Below are 16,384 nucleotides of genomic sequence, written 5' to 3'. Positions count from 1 at the left end.
AAGAAACAGAGACTTTTTGCAAAAAATGTACATAAACCGATGCTAGAATGGGAGTACAAACAATCGAGGAGGAAGGATACGTATGCAAACCGCTTCATCCCTTATGACCCCGATTCAATGGGCGCTTAAAGCCTGCGAGGCGATCATGGCCAAATTCGAGCCGGAAAAGCTTCCGCCGGACCGGTTCCACTACCATCAAGGCGTTTTTCTGTCCGGTATGGAGAAATGCTGGCGGCAGACCGGAGAACAGAAGCTGTTCGACTATATGAAACGGTGGGTGGACAGCCAGGTTCTCGAGGACGGCAGCATCAAGAAGTTTATGTCCGACGAGCTCGACGACATTCAGCCCGGCGTGCTTCTCTTCCCCCTCTACGAGCAAACGGGAGACGAGCGGTACAAAAAAGCGCTGCACACGCTGGTACCCTTGCTGAAATCTTGGCCGAGAAATCCGTCCGGCGGATTCTGGCACAAGGGACATTATCCGAATCAAATGTGGCTGGACGGCTTGTATATGGCCGGACCGATTGCCGTGCAATTTGCCAAAACATTTGGCGACAGCGAATATTTCGACATGATGGCCTTTCAGGCGCTGCTCATGGAGGAGCATACGAAGGACCCGGCCACCGGCTTGCTGTACCACGGCTGGGACGAAACTAAAAAAGCCGACTGGGCCGATCCCGTCACGGGCCAAGCGCCGGAGTTCTGGGGCCGCGCCATCGGCTGGTATCCCGTCGCCTTGCTGGAAATGTTCGAATACATGCCGGAGGACCATCCGGATAAAGCAAAGCTTGTTACCATTGTACAGGATCTGCTTATCGCGCTGACGAACTATCAGGACCCGGCCACTGGCCTGTGGTACCAGGTTATCGATAAAGGCGACCGCCCGGATAACTGGCCGGAAAATTCCTGCACGGCGCTGTTCGTGCATGCCATGGCCAAGGCCGTCCGGTTCGGTTATCTGGATGCCAAGTACATGGAGTGTGCCTGGAAAGGCTACCAAGGCGTCATCGATACGCTGAAGTTCGACGAGAACGGCAACGTCGTGATCGGCAATATTTGCATCGGCACGGGAATCGGCGACTACGCCCACTATATCGCCCGCCCAACGAGCGAAAACGACCTGCACGGCGCAGGCGCTTTCATCCTTATGTGCGTAGAGATGAATCTGGCGGCAAAATAGGTTAATAAATGGTAGGCACCATGCCCCCGTCCATCCGGATTGGAGAACCCTTAAATGCGGATGCGTAAGGGCTGCATACGAATGCGGCCAGCCTGCCTATTTCAAAAGGCTTGATAAACCGCTGTATTTCGGATTGGGGCAGGTTGGCAGCCATAAATTGCTTCTCTTTTTCCGAGAACGGCATCTCATCGGGAAACAAACTTTCAATGATTTGATACACATTTTCGGAAAGCGTTGGCCCCGGCAAGATCGTATTGGATGTGACTTCCGTTCCTTTCGTTAGTTGGATAAGCTTTTTGACAGGGATAATAACATAGATTTGGTCATACAATACTGGGGCATTTGCCCTGAAGGCATAATCGCTTCTTCACTGGCAATAAAGATGATTCGTCCATAATTGTTTTTCAACATTTTAGGCATATAAAATTTGGATAATCCATTAGCGGCAAGGACATTCGTTCGGAAGTATTTCTCCCATACTTCATCGTCAACATCCTCGTAGGACATGATTTCATAAATCCCCATGTTGTTAATCAGAATATCGACATGGGGATATTTCTCAAATAAAGCTTCTCTTTGCCGGATATTCACAAGATCGGCTGCGGCATTCTGAGGGGAGGTAGCCGGGAACTCGGACTTCAGTTCTTTTACGGTTCGTTCTACTTCATCGTTATTTCGTCCGTTAATAAGGACATTGGCGCCTTCTCTGGCAAGTTCGATGGCTATAGCTTTCCCGATCCCTTTTGTCGACCCGGTTACTAAAGCGGTTTTGTTTTTTAATCCCATATCCATATCATCTGTCTCCTTTGTCGTCATTTACGGCGAGCTGATTTACAGTTATTCATAGAACACTCTCGTGCTCCGGATAGGGATTATATTACTTTGTCCGGATCGTTCGGTAACTAGTGGACAACGCCAAATTTCTTGTATAACCCGCCAATTATGAAAACCTAGCAAATTTTCGTTAAATATTCGGAACGCCAATTTGCAGGGGTATCGCCTTCCCAAAGGCGAAAGGCGCGGTAAAACGAGTTCTGATCTTCATAACCGATCAAGAAAGCCACTTCTTTAATATCGAGCTTGGGGTCTGCCAAGTATTCCCGTGCCTGTTCATGCCGAGCCTGTGCCAATATCTGCTTGAATGTTGTACCCTCGTCAGTAAGGCGGCGCTGCAAGGTACGAACACTCATGCCAAGCGCGCTCGCCACCGCCTGAATGTCAAGGCGCCCTCCAGCCAGACTGCGCTTCAAGATCCTCTTGACCATCTCGGGAAATGAACGGCTGAGCTGTTCTTCCAATGAGCGGTCCAATACGGGAGTCAGGAGCTCCAGCAACTCTTTGTTATTTGAAACAAAGGGTCGGTCCAGGTCTCTTCGATGCAGCGTTAATCGGTTGTTGGCTCCACCGATCCGGATAGGGCACCCGAAGTAAGCCTCAAGAGCCTTTACATCCCCCATCGTGCTGGAAAATTCCACGGACCGTGCAGTTAAAGGGCGCCCCGTGCCCCGCCGCCCTAGCTCCAGAAGAAAGGCCAGCGTGGTTCCAATCAGCACTGGCGGTCCGGGTTGCTCACCGGGCATCCGTTCCAATTCGATGGTACAGCGCTCGCCTTCTTCGGTGATACGCAAGCTTTCCGGAGGGCACAGTTGTTTGTACCGGGCCATCCGCTCAAGGGCGTCGCGATAGTCGCGAGCATGATAGGTCGCTAAGACGGTCGGCGGGTACTGAGCCGTTTCAAAGACGGTGGCCAGCTTGATGATTCCAATCGCAGTGTCGCCGATGAGATCGGCGTATGCCTGCCAGATTTTGAAATATTGGGCGACGGTGACGGCGACAGGTTCTGCAGCAATGGTGAGCGGCAGCTCCGCTTTGCGTGCGACGTCGTTCGGGGCAATTCCCAATTGTTGTAATCCCGCCCAAAATCCCAGCGGGAATTTTATTTGGTCAGATTTCATTGCGTGCGGATCTCCTTTAGTTGCTTACCTATTCGTTCCGGTTATGATTAAGTATACATAAAAACCGTTGATCTTTTCTTCAGGATCAACGGTTTTTGATATGGTGTTTTCTGGATCACATACCTGTTGCACTCGGGACACATGTGATGACGCCGAAGCTTAAAGGCATAACTCCATTTTGTTGAGCATCAGGGTGCTTATTCAACTCTCCACGTTCATTCTACTTCAACCAATGAACTGAAAGAAAAACAATAACAACTTCATTCTTGGATGTCCCCCACTGCATTTAAGAGATGAAGGCAGTCCCAAAGGTCACAAGCTAGCTGACCTTTTGGAACTGCCTCCTTTAACTTTTATCGCTACGTTATCGCTTGCGCAGCATCCGGCCGAACACGCCCAAAATCGGAAGCAGCAATATTGCTGCTGTTAACAAGGAGGCTCGGATAGAGAACCGGTTTCCGATCCAGCCCACGGCCGGCCCTCCCGCGGTTTGGCCAAGCGCGTCCGACTGGCTGACCATCGACAACACCGTGGCCCGGGTATCGCTGCGCAGGTTCATGTTCAGCCATGTCGCATAGATCGGCTCGCTCACGGTAACGACTACACTTACGGCCAGCACGGATGCCAGCGCCCAAACGAAATCCGTCGCCAGAAAAAGCGAGAAGACGCCGGCAACGCGAATGAAAGTCAGTATAAATAAGGCCGCGGTCACGGTCCGCTCGCTGCTCATGTTCAGCTTTTTCTCGGTGAAGCCTACCGCTAGCATTCCCAAAATCGTGGAGGCCGCACTGATCAGGCCAAACCAAACAGCCACCTGCAACGTCCAGTCCGGAAAGCCGATTTCCTGGATCAGATGAATCTCCCATAGCCGGTCATAACCTTCCGAGGCCGCGCCGCTAAACAACGTGACGAACACGATGATCATCAATAGCGGACTGCGTGCGACCACCTTTGCCCCGCTTTGCCAGGTTCGGGTCATCTCTCGAAAATGAGAGACTCTTTCGCTGCGCGGCGGGCGGACAAAGCCCGTTTCCTTCATCTTGCGGATCAGGAGCAGGCCGAGCACAGCGTACATCAGGCCTCCCGCTATATACGGCAGATTCGGCGCCAGCACGGAAAGACCCACGCTCACGCCAATTCCCAGCAAAGATGCTGTCAGAGCCACACGTTTGGCGCGAATAAAAATGGACCCGGCGGCGGATTCCCCCGCCTCATCAACAATCCAGGCGCTGTCCGCCCCGCTGATAAAGGTATGACCGATACCGAACACCACCTGGGCCAGCATCACCCAAACGACGAGCGGGATCGCCAGGCCGAGCCCCTGAAACCAAATGATGCTGCCCTCAAACGTAAACCCCGCGCCCAAAATGAACATCCCGATAAAGACCGACAGTCTGCGGCTGTATGTATCGGCAACGACGCCGGTAATCCCCTCAAAAATCAGCACCGTTAATTCCAATACGGTTCCGATCAGAACAAGCTCAAAGGGATTCAAGCCCAGCTGTGTGACGTAATAGATGCTGTAGGTCGTAAATATAGTGCTGTTTGCCAGCGAAGAAATAAAATTCATCAAATAAAATACTTTTGCCGCTTGAACGTTATGCAAAACGGATTCCGCCTTTCAGGTAGGCGGCGCGTCATTCTAGGTCCAGAAGGTAATATTCGCTACTCCCTATTCGCTAATCACAATCCATACCGCAACATGCGGCCGCTTACCGTTTTTCTTTTTTGATCTTGATTTATTCCGGTTCGTTGGTTGGATTGAAATTGGCTTTTTTGCATATCAAACACCTCCAAAATAATTAAAAGAAACGTCTAAAAGCTAATTATACCAGTATTACACTTCCAGAACACGTTAAAAATTTACAGCTATCATGACCTTTGTTTAATGTGATTTCCTGGCGTTTGGACAACAACTTATATCCTTAAAACAAAAAAGTCGCCAGTCACGATCCGCCGAGGTCGGTGTATCTACCTTTTGTACCCTAGCCGTTTCGAGCTTCGAGCAGTTTCACAAATCAACGCCAGGTGTGGGGCTGTCTAAAGGGTTCGTGTTTTGGTGTTCCTGCCAGCAACCCTTTGCACGATTATACCCTTCGTTCAGGGAGCCAGGGACCAGCGGGGCTAAAGCAAGGGTTCCAAAAGAGAGAAGAAAAAACAGAAGAGATGAGGAAAAAATGAGGCGGTTTAGGTGAGATTTTTGGCTTGATTAGGGAACGTATGTTTGGTAAAATTAAATATAGCGAACTCACGTTCGTAAATTCTTGATTTTGGGAGCGAGCGGACATAGAGGTCAATGCGGGAACGGAACTTCAACCATTCAGCAGCCGTTATCACAGCAAACAGGCCTGCATGGAGCGCTGATAGCGCATGTGTGTGGCGATTTCAGGCGATCCCTTACCGCCAGCTGATCGCACGCCAACCGAATCTGTCCCTTGTGGCTGCGGCCTGATCTTGGCGTTTGAACGGCAGGGGTTAGTTTAATACGAATCAACTTGATTGGTGTGGGTTCTAAATTATCTCGAACCTATCTGCTTCTCCACAAATATTTATTTCTCCCGAGCTTGTCCTTCTCTCTGCTACCTGATCAAACGGGATAATCGTGCAAAGTCTCTGGACAGCGAGTGTTGATCTGCCGCCCACCCCACTTCCCTATACTCAAGTGGCAACCTTAAAATATTGTGTGATTTCGGCGAAGAGTTCGTTGCAACGGGGACATTCTCCGCATGGTTGCGGCAGCGCAAAACAAGGAAGCGGGGCACCCCCCCGCTTCCGCAAATTCCCCTATCGGCTCAGCCTCAAATAGGCGCTGCCTTGGTTACTGCAATTGCCACAATGCAGGCACGTTTGCCGGCTCCCAGCCCGGGAGCGAGGTGTGCGCCTGAATGCACGCGTAAATGCTGCCGTTATAGGACACCAGGTCATTTATACGGTAGGCAACCCATGGCTGCCAAGGCTGAACTTCACCTTCGCCCGGATCATCCTCCGCCGTCGTCGCTCCCTGAACGGAAGCGGACGCGGAAATATTGCCGGCGGCGTCTTTAGCGGTTACCGAAAAGGTGTAAGTCGTATTCGGAGACAGGCCGCTAACGGTTGCCGCGGTTCCGGTTGCGTTTATGCTTCCGGCATCATACGTTACCGTGTAGCCGGCAACGCCCACGTTGTCCGTGGAAGCATCCCAGGCGAGACTGATGCTTGTCGGCGTGGCTCCCGTTACGCGCAGTTTACCGGGAGCGGTTGGCGGTGTGGTATCCGGTTCCGGATCGGGATCGGGATCTGGATCGGGATTGCCTCCGCCGCCCAAGCTGTCCAGATAGGCCCGGTGACTGCCGGAGAAGGCGTAGTTGGCCGCTTTATCCCAGTTGATCGACCATGTCATCAGCCCTTTGAAGCCGGGATATCCTTCGGGATTGCGCAGCGTGTAACTTCCGCCAAATGATTGCCCCTTAACGAGATAATCCAACGCTTTGTGCACTTCGGCCGGCGCCGTATATCCGCCATTTGCCGCGGACTGTGTGGCCGGAAGCCCGATGAGCACTTGATCCTGGCGCAGGGCGGGAAAATGGTTGTTTGCATTGCCGCCAACGTCAAATCCCTGCAGCAGCATCTCGGCCATAGCCACCTGGAAATCCGCCGTTCCCTGGGCATAGGATTTCCCGTCCAAACCGGTCATCGATCCGGAGTTGTAATGCTGCACGTGCAGATAGTCCAGCGAATCGCGCAAAGCGTAAATGACCGGAAGGTACGCGCCCCACGGACCGCCGTAAGCGGCGTATCCGCCTTGCACGTACGCTGTTTCCGGCGCCATGGTCAAGACGAAGCCGGAACCGTAGCTGTTCGCGATCTCCCGCACGGCGGAGATCAGGTTGACGATTTTAGGCGTCGTCGGGTTGCGAAAATCCGTGTCGCCCGGATTCAAGGACAACGAGCTTCCTTCCAAATCGATATCCAGGCCGTCAAAGCCGTACGTATCGATAATGCTTTTCATGGTGCTGACAAATTTCTGTTTGGCCTGGTCGGTGGACAATTCCACGGCTCCGTTGGCTCCTCCGATGGAGATCAGCACCTTTTTGCCCTGGCTTTGCAGCTCCCGTACGTCGGCTTGGAATTCGCCGATCGAGGCGTTATAAGGCTGGAATGCCATATCTCCGCTCGCCGCACCGCCTGAAGGCTCCGCAAACGCAACCTGGATGACATCATAGCTCGAAGGGACATCGCGCAGCCGGATGTTGCTGGACCCGTTGTCAAAGTTGTGCCAGTAGCCGACGATGATTTTATCGCCGTTTGCGGCCGAGGCCGCCGCCACCCTCTCCTCGCTGAATGCGGCGAGTAAAAACAACGGAACGATAAGTGCGGCAACGAGCAGCCAAATGCCCGATTTGCCGAATATTTTGGCCTGTTTCAATTGGTTTGTCCTCCTTGCAAAAGAAGATAATTACCTGCTAAAAGCCGAACCTGAACCGCTTAAATCAACCTATCATCTGCCTCCTTTACTAAATAGGGTCAATCTCCTAAATTAAGACAAAAAGAGATTGCTAGAGTAACTATTTTACATATTCCCCCATTAATCCTGCTATATTTTTTAACATATTCTTTGATTTGATAGAAATATGGCAAAATCGTGTAGACCCATGCACAATTGCATGGGCCTCTCGCGCAAAAAAAGACTGCCGGCAATTTCCGCCGGCAGTCCTTCGCTTTCAAGTAGTATACTCCTCAATCCTATTCGCTGGACAATTCCTTGAGCGATTTGATTTTACCATGGGGATGCTGTTCTTGCTTGCGTGACTTCCAGGCCGCTTCTTTCCTTCTCTTCTGGTGAGCCATAACAGGTATCCTCCTTTGGATATTGTGATGTATACCACTTCCTTAAGTTGTCATTCCTCAGCTCTGTTCATGCATGAAACCTTTATCTCCTTACCTAAAAAATTAAAAATTATAAGCACGATAGTTCCTTCTTTTGGGCGATTTTTGCTATAATTAAATTGCGTTAAATGTACGTTTAATGTAATTTCGATTGTAAGCGATTGGACAGGTGCGAATGAATAAGTATACAGATACTTTGGAGCTATATGAGCGTGAATTGAACCTTTTTTTGGTATATATGAAGGATCGTGAATATTCAAAGGAAACCCAGAACGGCTACCTCCACGACGTCAAACACTTTCTCGCGGGATTGAACGGTAAAGCGGTTGCCGATGTAACCGACATTGACATATTGCAGCATCTCACGCGGGTTCGCGAATCCGGCGCCGGCCCCCGCTATCGAAACCGCTGCCAGTCCGCGATCCGTTTGTTCTATAAAGTTCTGGTCCGGTTTAGGGTGTGCAGCCACAACCCGGCGATGGATATTGAAAAAGCGAAGATCGAGAAAAACCGGCAACCGGTATTTCTTCAAAAGCAATTCCTGGATGCGTGCCTCCAGCTTGTAAAGGGAAGGTATATCGTGCGCGACGTTGCCATTATCGCGTTGATGGCTTACGCCGGGTTGCGGGTAAGCGAGATCGTCCGGCTGAACATAACTGATTTTGATCGTTTCGGATCCAAAATGTCGGTGCTTGGCAAAGGGGAAAAATGGAGGTATATCCCGCTTCCGGAGGAATTGCGGTATCTTTTGCAGATGTCGCTGGACCAACGAATTAAGCCGCGGAACAAAAAAGACGAACCCGCGTTTTTCATTTCGCAATTCGGCCGCCGCATCAGTAAACGTATGGTTCAAACCATCGCCGATAAGACGTTCGAAGCTCTGGCCGAGAAATATCCTCAATTTAAGGGTGTCCCCCTATCGGCTCATAAACTGCGCCATTCTTTTGCTACGGATCTGCTGCGAAACGGCGCTGATTTGCGCGCTGTCCAGGAGCTGCTTGGCCACGAGAACATTTCTACCACGCAAATCTATACGCACGTATTGGATGAAGCCAAGGAACGCGCCATGAATAAGGTGCGGCCGGCCATCCCTTTTATAAAAAACTTAGAGGAGACATAAGCTGCCTCCTCTGTGCCCCGCTTTCCGGAGCTCTTCTATCAACTCAAGCGCTGCTGGAGAATGACCGCCAATTCTTCAACGGTATCCCAAACAATGGGACGGATCTCCTTGATTTTTACAGGGAGTGTATCGGCATCGCTGCTGCTTACGGTCCAGATCAAGGGGATGTTCAAACCGAGCGCATATCCCGCCGCAAAATACACCTTAGGAGATTGCCCCGTTAAATCCGCTATCACCAGCTTGCTGTCCGCTATCGCTGCCAAGGAATACTTTACACTGCTCTGCGTGTTCCTTTGCGCCAGCAAGCGCGGCAGATAACCGAACTGCTCGATTTTGGGGAGCAGCTTAACCTGCCACTCCGTGCGCAAATCCTCCTCATCCGAAATAAGAACGGAGCATGGTTTTAAGTTTTTTCCTGCGGCGCTGGCGGCTTCCCTCCATCCTTTTTCAGTCAGTTGAAAGGTAATTCCTTCCCTGATGAGCAATTGCTCGTTTCTCAGCTTATCAATGATATATACCAGTTCTTGCAGATTGGGAGAATACGTCAGATTGTAGCTGTTGGAGAGCGGATGAATAATCACCGGGTCCCCCGGACCATTGGAATGTCTATGCAAATACTGGAGCAAACGATTCCCTTTGTCTTGAATGTTCGCCGGATTGTCGGGAGAATTTGCAATGGCTTCCATATCGTTGGCGGATAAAGCGACCTTTTCATTGCAATCCGTCCGCTCCCGGATATAAGCCGAAACTAAATGAAGCAAGCCGCGTTTCTTTTGGTGCGGAAACGATTGTATCGCATTGTAGCTGTCCGTCAGCAGGCTATAAGACCCGCCGGGTGAACAGAAACAGTCCATATATCTATCATACTCGCCTTCCTGTTTAGTGAAGACAATCTTATCGCAAAACAAACAGCGTTTCTTCATCATGACAACATCACCTCTTAATCGATTGCTATCTCCTACCTTACCAAGATTTTTTTGAAAAATAGACAAGAAAATTTTTCCGCCGAAGGAGCCAAATTAATATTTTTCCTTCTTTGTCAAACACTATAAGTTAGGTTATATAGGAGGCTGATGTTTCATGTGTCAACGTTTTTCCATGGCGGCCGAGCTGGCGGAGGTTCAGGAGCATTTTCAGATCGAGCGGGTGATGTACTACTATAAAAACCGCTATAACATTAGCCCCACGCAGCATACGCCGGTCGTGCTGCAGCAGAACGGGGAGCGGATTTTGGACGAGTTCCGTTGGGGATTCGTGCCCTACTGGGGAAAGGATGCGATCAACGCGGATCTCCGGAATGTGCAGCGGAATCCGACTTACCGCAGAATGGTGAACAAGCAGCGGTGCATCATCCCGTGCAACGGATTTTACTATTGGAAAAATGAAGGCAAGAAGTCATACGCGGTGCGGGTCGTCATGAAAAACCGCGCCATGTTCGGGGTGGCCGGTTTATACGAAATCTGGCGGGATGCGCGCGGGGAACCGCTTCGCACCTGCACTCTGGTTATGACCGAAGCCAACCCGTTGATCGGAGAATTTGAGAGCCGGATGCCGGCGATTCTCTCTCCGGAGAACATGACCCGGTGGCTGGATGAGGGGACGAACGATTTGGATGCGTTAGATCCGATTCTGCGGCCCCATTCGGCCGAAGAGATGCATGCGTACGCGGTGGCGCCGCTGATTGACAACGACAAACACGACACGGCCGAATGCATTCGCGAGATGGATCTGGAGCGGGCGTGGATAAAACGCTGATTTTTCCGGCGCACGGAGTATGGCACCTCCGTGGCCGTTTTTTTAACCGAACCAAGTACACTTTTTTACTTCCATAGGTTTCCACCATCTGCACAACCAGCTTGCGGCCTTTGAAGAGCCTTATCACTGAAAAACCTGGAGCATGAGAAGTTCATCAGCCTGACGACAAGCCATCCGCTGCGAAGAACGACCGACCGCTTCTTCGCGCAGCTGCCGTACGAACCGTACATTATCTTTGAAAGCGATGATCCCGCTACGGTCAGAGGGTTGATCCAGACCGGCATCGGCGGCTCCTTCATCCCATCCATTCTATGGAGCAAGGTTGTTACCGTAGATATCAAGCTGCTTCACATTAGCGAACCCCGGTGCAGGCGCACCATCTATTTGTCCTGGCCCGCCGGAGAGCGGCTGACCGACACGGAAAACTCGTTTTTCGAGTTCATCCTTCAGTTCTTCCGGGAGATCGGCATCAGACTGGCAAAAAAATGCGGCAGCCTCGGACCAGAAAAGTCCGGGACTGCCGCTATATTATTAAACTTATAGCTGCTGTCTATGCTTGCAAATTCAACTCCCGCTTTAAACGGTCCAGTTGCAGCAGATGATGCCGGTAATGCATCTCGATCAGCAAAAACCACTCTTTGGCGTTTAACGGGCCGAGTCTGGGATGCGGCATCTTGTTGCGTTCGGGCGCCTGAAGCAAAGCGGGTTCGGTGCGTTTCATCCGCTCCAATACACCACGCAGCCCTTCCGACAGCTGCTGCTTGCTCCCCGGCTGCTGCGGCGTGTATTGCGGCGAAGCCGGGACCCGAATCCGAACGGGCGGAAAGCTCCCCAGTTCGAATACCGCCCGGCCCTGCTCCGTTTTTTCCCCCGTATGGACCAAGGTTGCTTCGCTTTCGGCCAAACATTGGTCGATATGGCTCAAATGCATAAATTGCGCCGATTGAATCAAATGCATGTACATTTGCCCGATGGACCATTCCTCCTCATCCGTTTTTTTCAGCAGCTGCTCCATATCGAGGTTTTCCAGCTCGCTCAAATACCGTTCCACCGTTGCTTCAAACGCCTGCAGTGCCTCAGCCGTACTTCTCATCATTACAAACAACTCCTCTTCAATCATGGGATATACTCCCATTATAAAAAGACGCTACTGACAACAGCGTGTCAGTAGCGTCTTAAAATTTTTTCGGCCTCTTCCCGAATCCGGCGGCGGAGGGAGTCCGGTTCCAGCACCTCGACATCCCCGCCCCATCCGAGCACATATGGCAGCAGCTCCTCCAACTGCCGGACGCGAAAGGTGACCCGTAGTCCGTCCTCCCGCTCTTCAGTCTCTTCTACATAAAAATTAACGGTTTCGGCGATTTTGTCGGCGATTTCGGGGTTCACCCGAACCAGCACCTGCAGGTTACGGTCATTCGGCGGGCGGTAACGGCTTAGATTAAAGCCGGACGGCATGGAAAAGCGTTCTTCCAATACGGCAAGCTCCGTCATCCGCGACAAGCGGAAATGGCGGATATCCTGCCGCAGCTCGCAGCGTGCGACCAAAACCCAATTCCCCTGTACGAGCGTCAGCCCGTATGGCGCGGCCTCCCGCTTGCTCTCCCTGCCCCCGCCCGCTTCCGGGATTTTTTTCAGATACCTAAAGCTAATTTTACGCCGCTCCAAAATCGCCCGTCGTACTTGGCCGAGATAGTCTTTCTCCTTCCGCCCGGTTACCGGTTCGCCAGCACGAAGGAGTCGCATCGTCTCCCGTACGCGCGCCGACTCGCCGCGTACCGGCTCCGGGAGAATCGCTTCGATTTTGCGCCTGGCCGCCTTGGCCACCCTGCTGTAATCGCTATCCAGCCTCTGCTCTATAAAATCCGTCCCCATAAGCAAGGCCACGGCCTCTTCCGCGGTAAATCCCACCGGCGGCAAAAAGTATCCTTCCATTAAGGAATAACCCTGCCCGGGAGCTCCGACAATCGGAACCCCCGCTTCGCTCAAGGCTTGAATGTCGCGGTATATCGTCCGCACGCTTGTCTCGAAATGAGCCGCCAAATCCTCCGCTCTCAGCACCTTGCTTCGCTGCAGTTCAAGCGTAATTGCGAGCTGCCGTTCGGTTTTGTTCATATTATTTTCCTCCGTATAAAACTGCCCACTCCAATAATAATATAACCATGCAGTCAGATGGAACCGACTAAAGGAGGAGTGGTTAAAGTTATGTCATCAAGCAGAAATCATCAAGAAGCGCACGGAATTGGACAAGCCGAGGAGCAACTGAACGATCAAGCCGAGGCGGCCGTTGAAATTCAAGGCCAAGCGGAAATCGACCGCCACATCAAACAAGCCGTTAAACGTCCGTACAAAACATCCGCAGAAGATGCCGAATAAGTTGTGAACAAGCAAAGTTAAACGAACCTCGGGGCGCTTTCGCGCCGGGTTCGTCCAACTTTTTTCGGGCAACCTCTTTCGATATTAGTTGAAGCCGCCGTTCACACGAATCGTCTGCCCCGTGATCCAGCGGGCTTTGTCGCTAACGAGCAGCTCGATCGCATTTGCGATGTCTTCCGGTTCGCCAAGCCGTCCAAAAGCATTTATGCGTCGAAACGAATCAATCAGCTCATCCGACTTGCCGTTCAAGAATAACTCGGTGGAGACTTGTCCTGGCGCAATGCAATTGATGATGATGTCTTTGGGACCGAATTCCTTTGCCAATTGGCGGGTCAGTTGCTCGACCGCACCTTTTGTAGCTGCATATACGCTGTACGTCGGCAGCATCGCACCTGACACGGAGGTCGATAAATTGATGATCGTCCCGCCTTTTTCCAAATGCTTCATCGCTTGCTGGCAGGCAAAATAAGTCCCTTTCACATTAACCGCAAAATGCCGGTCAAACATCTCCTCCGTTACATCCTCGATGGGTTTGCAAACCATGATGCCGGCATTATTAACGAGAATATCCACACGCCCATATTTATTGAGCGTCTCGGAGAACAACGCTTCGACTTCGCTTAAGTTGCCGACGTTGCCGCGGATTGCGGCCGCTTCCCCGCCGGACTGCTCGATCGTTTTTACGACCTCGTCCGCTTTGTCCGGATTCGAAGAATAATTGACAATCACCTTTGCCCCAGACTGCGCTAACTGGATGGCGATTTGTCTTCCAATTCCTCTGGACGCCCCAGTGACGATGGCAACTTTTCCATGTAAAGTCATTTTCATTCTCTCCTTTTTTTGTTTTTGGCTGAGCGATTATCGCCGGATTTGACCTTGCAAGTTCATTATAATAAGTACTTGAATGATCCCGTTAGAACATATCTGTTCGATCCTTGCCTAATTCTCTTCGGTCTATATAAGTTAAACTATTAATTGTGCGGATCAGGGCTTAAAATATTAGGACTGCTCAATAAGGAGCAGTCCTAGCACAGTTTAAAAAGTTATAATTGCTCTCCAAGTCCCTCCGCCTTGAGTACAACTAAAAGTGCCGGTAACCGTTCGGCCGTCCCCGGCAATGGTACCGATGTAGTCGCAGTTATTTCCATCGCTGCTGTTTCTCCGTAAAACCTGGACGTTGTTGCCGAATATGTTGATCGTCAATACGGCCGTTACATCCTGCGCCCCGGGCATCGTCCACCTGGCATCGAAAATGTTGCTGTTTCCCCGGCGCCGCCATACGCCACTCCAGCCCCCTTCTTGTTCAAACCAGACCCTGCCTAATCTGATTCTCTCGCGCCGAATGATCGTAGCAGTCCACCTGCCTCCGCCCCGGGTACATCTGTAAGTCCCGGTTACAGTACGGCCATCTCCAGAAAGTGTTCCAGTGTAGATGCAATCGTTTCCGTCACTGCTGTACCGCCGCTGAACAAATACAAAATTGCCAAAAATAATAATTGTCAAAACTGCAGTTACTGGTTGAGCTCCAGGCATAGTCCACCTGGCATCAAAAGTGTTGCTGCTTCCTCGCCTGCGCCACACCCCGCTCCACCCGTCTTCTTGTACGTGCCATTCAATGCCCAAATCTTGCTGGCGAAATGCGGAATCGGGTATTTCATACGGGGCGTAACCTGATGGAGCGTAATTGTATTGATACATGATTATTCTCCTTTGTTACACTTATTTAGCAATATATTATTGTGGGATTACGCCCATGTTTCCTACATACGCCTATTTTGGGCGCTCAGCTTTGCCAGCATAAGCTGAATCCGGAGCGGCCACAGGCAGCCAACCTGCCAGCAACGCTCCTCCCTCCGGATGGTTGCTTGCGGCAAGTTCACCTCCATGCCGCCTGACGATTCTTTGTGAAATGGTCAGCCCTAACCCGCTGCCTCCAGTGGAGCGGTTTCTGGAGACTTCCCCGCGATATAACGGTTCGAAAACGCGCTTCAGTTCCTCCGAGGAGAAGCCCGGGCCGGTGTCACGGATCGTAAACTTTACTTTATCGCCCGCTTTATAACCTTGCACAACAATTTCACCGCCAATTGGGGTATGTCTGACGGCATTATCCAGCAGATTGTTCATGGCGCGTTCCATGAAGTGCGCATCCCCGTTAATCAGCAAATCGTCCCCGGCATGAACTAAGATCGGGATCTGTTTCTGCCGGGCCAGCGGACTCAGACTGTCCACCGACTTCTGGAGGATGAGTTTAATATCAACCGTATTGTTGTTCAACTCCGTCTTCAAATACTCCATTTTTGTAAAGGTGAACAGGTCCTCAACGAGCCGGTCCAATTGTGCCGATTTTTCCTTGCAAACCGCCAAATATTTTGCCATTTTCTCCGGCGATTCAGCAATTCCTTGCTCCAAACCGTCCAAATAACCGCGTAACGCGAACAGCGGTGTCCGTAAATCATGCGCGACCGCGGCAATCACGAACCGGCGCTCCTCTTCCAATTCCGCTTGTTTCCGATACGACTTCTGCAGCCCGTTGACCATCGCTTCAAATCCGTCGCGGACTTCAGCGATTTCCGTAATCCTGGACCGGGGCAACCGCACATCCCAATCTCCTGCGGCGATTTGTCTGGCCGCATTGCCCATCTTCTCGAGCGGCTTAAGCAGGAACCGCCGCATTTCAACAGCGATAATAAAAAATGCCAATAAAAATCCGGCAAACGCCGAAATCATTTGAACGGTATTGGACTTGGGCAGATAAATGACCGCCCTTCCCAGCAAATGACCGTCCTCAATGACGGAAATCCGTTCCGTAGACCGCAGGGAGCCGCGGCGCTCCGGATTGGACCGGTAAATCTCCTGATCCGACGCCGATAAAATAGCCGCATCCATATTCGCTTTCCGCAGCTCTTCATGCAGCTTTGTCTGCCAAATAGGATCCCTCCACTTGTCCGAACCGGCTTCAATCCTGGCAATGATCCCGTTTAATTTTGCTTGCAGCGCTTTATTTTGCAGCCCGCTGTTTGCGATGCTTAGCGTTTTGGTTTCCATAAAGTGTGCTGTCAGAAAGAAAATCCACGGCAATGAGAGGATGAACAAGAAGCAAAGCAAAGTAAACGTACGTATGCGAAGTGTTCTCAT

14 protein-coding genes and 1 pseudogene are annotated in these 16,384 nt (G+C 51.3%); 5 read left to right on the top strand and 10 right to left on the bottom strand.

What is annotated here, in order from left to right:
- The first annotated feature begins 82 nt into the window (after window positions 1-82).
- Window positions 83-1,180 carry a glycoside hydrolase family 88/105 protein gene (locus NYE74_RS19615; protein ID WP_213510395.1) on the top strand — a complete coding sequence of 366 codons (1,098 nt, stop codon included), beginning with the start codon at window positions 83-85 and terminating at the stop codon, window positions 1,178-1,180.
- 1 nt (window position 1,181) lies between these two features.
- Here NYE74_RS19615 and NYE74_RS19610 read toward each other — a convergent pair.
- From NYE74_RS19610 to NYE74_RS19590, 5 genes and pseudogenes are all read right to left on the bottom strand, one after another.
- Window positions 1,182-1,972, bottom strand: a pseudogene (locus NYE74_RS19610) (SDR family NAD(P)-dependent oxidoreductase).
- A 158-nt stretch (window positions 1,973-2,130) separates the two neighbouring features.
- On the bottom strand, window positions 2,131-3,135 hold the full coding sequence (locus tag NYE74_RS19605) for an AraC family transcriptional regulator (RefSeq protein ID WP_213510396.1): 1,005 nt from the start codon (window positions 3,133-3,135) through the stop codon (window positions 2,131-2,133).
- Window positions 3,136-3,499: 364 nt separating this feature from the next.
- The gene (locus tag NYE74_RS19600) at window positions 3,500-4,741 is read right to left on the bottom strand and encodes an MFS transporter (protein WP_306436793.1); all 1,242 of its coding nucleotides are present in this window, start codon (window positions 4,739-4,741) and stop codon (window positions 3,500-3,502) included.
- A gap of 1,212 nt (window positions 4,742-5,953) precedes the next feature.
- Window positions 5,954-7,540, bottom strand: coding sequence for a carbohydrate-binding protein (locus tag NYE74_RS19595; RefSeq protein WP_341005127.1), 1,587 nt, complete (start codon window positions 7,538-7,540; stop codon window positions 5,954-5,956).
- 317 nt (window positions 7,541-7,857) lie between these two features.
- The gene (locus NYE74_RS19590; RefSeq protein ID WP_015735743.1) at window positions 7,858-7,962 is read right to left on the bottom strand and encodes a DUF6254 family protein; all 105 of its coding nucleotides are present in this window, start codon (window positions 7,960-7,962) and stop codon (window positions 7,858-7,860) included.
- Between the two features lie 214 nt (window positions 7,963-8,176).
- Here NYE74_RS19590 and NYE74_RS19585 point away from each other — a divergent pair, with 214 nt between their 5' ends.
- Complete coding sequence (locus NYE74_RS19585) at window positions 8,177-9,121, top strand: tyrosine-type recombinase/integrase (RefSeq protein ID WP_036622915.1); 945 nt, start codon at window positions 8,177-8,179, stop codon at window positions 9,119-9,121.
- A 38-nt stretch (window positions 9,122-9,159) separates the two neighbouring features.
- Here the strand turns inward: NYE74_RS19585 and NYE74_RS19580 are convergent, their stop codons facing one another.
- Window positions 9,160-10,047 carry a hypothetical protein gene (locus NYE74_RS19580; RefSeq protein ID WP_036622914.1) on the bottom strand — a complete coding sequence of 296 codons (888 nt, stop codon included), beginning with the start codon at window positions 10,045-10,047 and terminating at the stop codon, window positions 9,160-9,162.
- A gap of 154 nt (window positions 10,048-10,201) precedes the next feature.
- Here NYE74_RS19580 and NYE74_RS19575 point away from each other — a divergent pair, with 154 nt between their 5' ends.
- Window positions 10,202-10,876 carry an SOS response-associated peptidase gene (locus NYE74_RS19575; RefSeq protein ID WP_036622913.1) on the top strand — a complete coding sequence of 225 codons (675 nt, stop codon included), beginning with the start codon at window positions 10,202-10,204 and terminating at the stop codon, window positions 10,874-10,876.
- A gap of 126 nt (window positions 10,877-11,002) precedes the next feature.
- Window positions 11,003-11,419 (top strand): LysR substrate-binding domain-containing protein, encoded by a 417-nt coding sequence (locus tag NYE74_RS19570; RefSeq protein ID WP_082207770.1) that lies wholly within the window; start codon window positions 11,003-11,005, stop codon window positions 11,417-11,419.
- A gap of 7 nt (window positions 11,420-11,426) precedes the next feature.
- Here NYE74_RS19570 and NYE74_RS19565 read toward each other — a convergent pair whose 3' ends face one another.
- Entirely contained in the window at window positions 11,427-11,969 is a 543-nt protein-coding gene (locus NYE74_RS19565) for a DinB family protein (protein WP_036628145.1), read from the bottom strand.
- A gap of 71 nt (window positions 11,970-12,040) precedes the next feature.
- Complete coding sequence (locus tag NYE74_RS19560) at window positions 12,041-12,988, bottom strand: helix-turn-helix transcriptional regulator (protein WP_124332091.1); 948 nt, start codon at window positions 12,986-12,988, stop codon at window positions 12,041-12,043.
- Between the two features lie 90 nt (window positions 12,989-13,078).
- Between NYE74_RS19560 and NYE74_RS19555 the strand changes: the two genes are divergently transcribed.
- Window positions 13,079-13,249: a hypothetical protein gene (locus NYE74_RS19555; RefSeq protein ID WP_164815307.1), complete on the top strand. Its 171-nt coding sequence runs from the start codon at window positions 13,079-13,081 to the stop codon at window positions 13,247-13,249.
- A gap of 84 nt (window positions 13,250-13,333) precedes the next feature.
- Here NYE74_RS19555 and NYE74_RS19550 read toward each other — a convergent pair whose 3' ends face one another.
- A complete protein-coding gene (locus tag NYE74_RS19550) occupies window positions 13,334-14,071 on the bottom strand; it encodes an SDR family oxidoreductase (protein WP_036622911.1) in 738 nt (245 codons plus the stop codon).
- Between the two features lie 948 nt (window positions 14,072-15,019).
- Entirely contained in the window at window positions 15,020-16,384 is a 1,365-nt protein-coding gene (locus NYE74_RS19545) for a sensor histidine kinase (protein ID WP_051985439.1), read from the bottom strand.

The organism is Paenibacillus sp. FSL P4-0127, assembly GCF_038007325.1.
In the GTDB taxonomy this organism is placed as follows: Bacteria; Bacillota; Bacilli; order Paenibacillales; family Paenibacillaceae; genus Fontibacillus; species Fontibacillus macerans.
Note: the sequence above shows the minus strand (reverse complement) of the source record. Positions and strands in the feature narration are given on the sequence as shown.

What these genes read in the sequence shown, in the direction of transcription:
- NYE74_RS19580 (WP_036622914.1), bottom strand. Translation starts at nt 10,047, where the DNA reads ATGATGAAGAAACGCTGTTTGTTTTGCGATAAGATTGTCTTCACTAAA.
- NYE74_RS19545 (WP_051985439.1), bottom strand. Translation starts at nt 16,384, where the DNA reads ATGAGAACACTTCGCATACGTACGTTTACTTTGCTTTGCTTCTTGTTC.
- NYE74_RS19585 (WP_036622915.1), top strand. Translation starts at nt 8,177, where the DNA reads ATGAATAAGTATACAGATACTTTGGAGCTATATGAGCGTGAATTGAAC.
- NYE74_RS19560 (WP_124332091.1), bottom strand. Translation starts at nt 12,988, where the DNA reads ATGAACAAAACCGAACGGCAGCTCGCAATTACGCTTGAACTGCAGCGA.
- NYE74_RS19590 (WP_015735743.1), bottom strand. Translation starts at nt 7,962, where the DNA reads ATGGCTCACCAGAAGAGAAGGAAAGAAGCGGCCTGGAAGTCACGCAAG.
- NYE74_RS19555 (WP_164815307.1), top strand. Translation starts at nt 13,079, where the DNA reads ATGTCATCAAGCAGAAATCATCAAGAAGCGCACGGAATTGGACAAGCC.
- NYE74_RS19575 (WP_036622913.1), top strand. Translation starts at nt 10,202, where the DNA reads ATGTGTCAACGTTTTTCCATGGCGGCCGAGCTGGCGGAGGTTCAGGAG.
- NYE74_RS19615 (WP_213510395.1), top strand. Translation starts at nt 83, where the DNA reads ATGCAAACCGCTTCATCCCTTATGACCCCGATTCAATGGGCGCTTAAA.
- NYE74_RS19550 (WP_036622911.1), bottom strand. Translation starts at nt 14,071, where the DNA reads ATGACTTTACATGGAAAAGTTGCCATCGTCACTGGGGCGTCCAGAGGA.
- NYE74_RS19565 (WP_036628145.1), bottom strand. Translation starts at nt 11,969, where the DNA reads ATGAGAAGTACGGCTGAGGCACTGCAGGCGTTTGAAGCAACGGTGGAA.
- NYE74_RS19605 (WP_213510396.1), bottom strand. Translation starts at nt 3,135, where the DNA reads ATGAAATCTGACCAAATAAAATTCCCGCTGGGATTTTGGGCGGGATTA.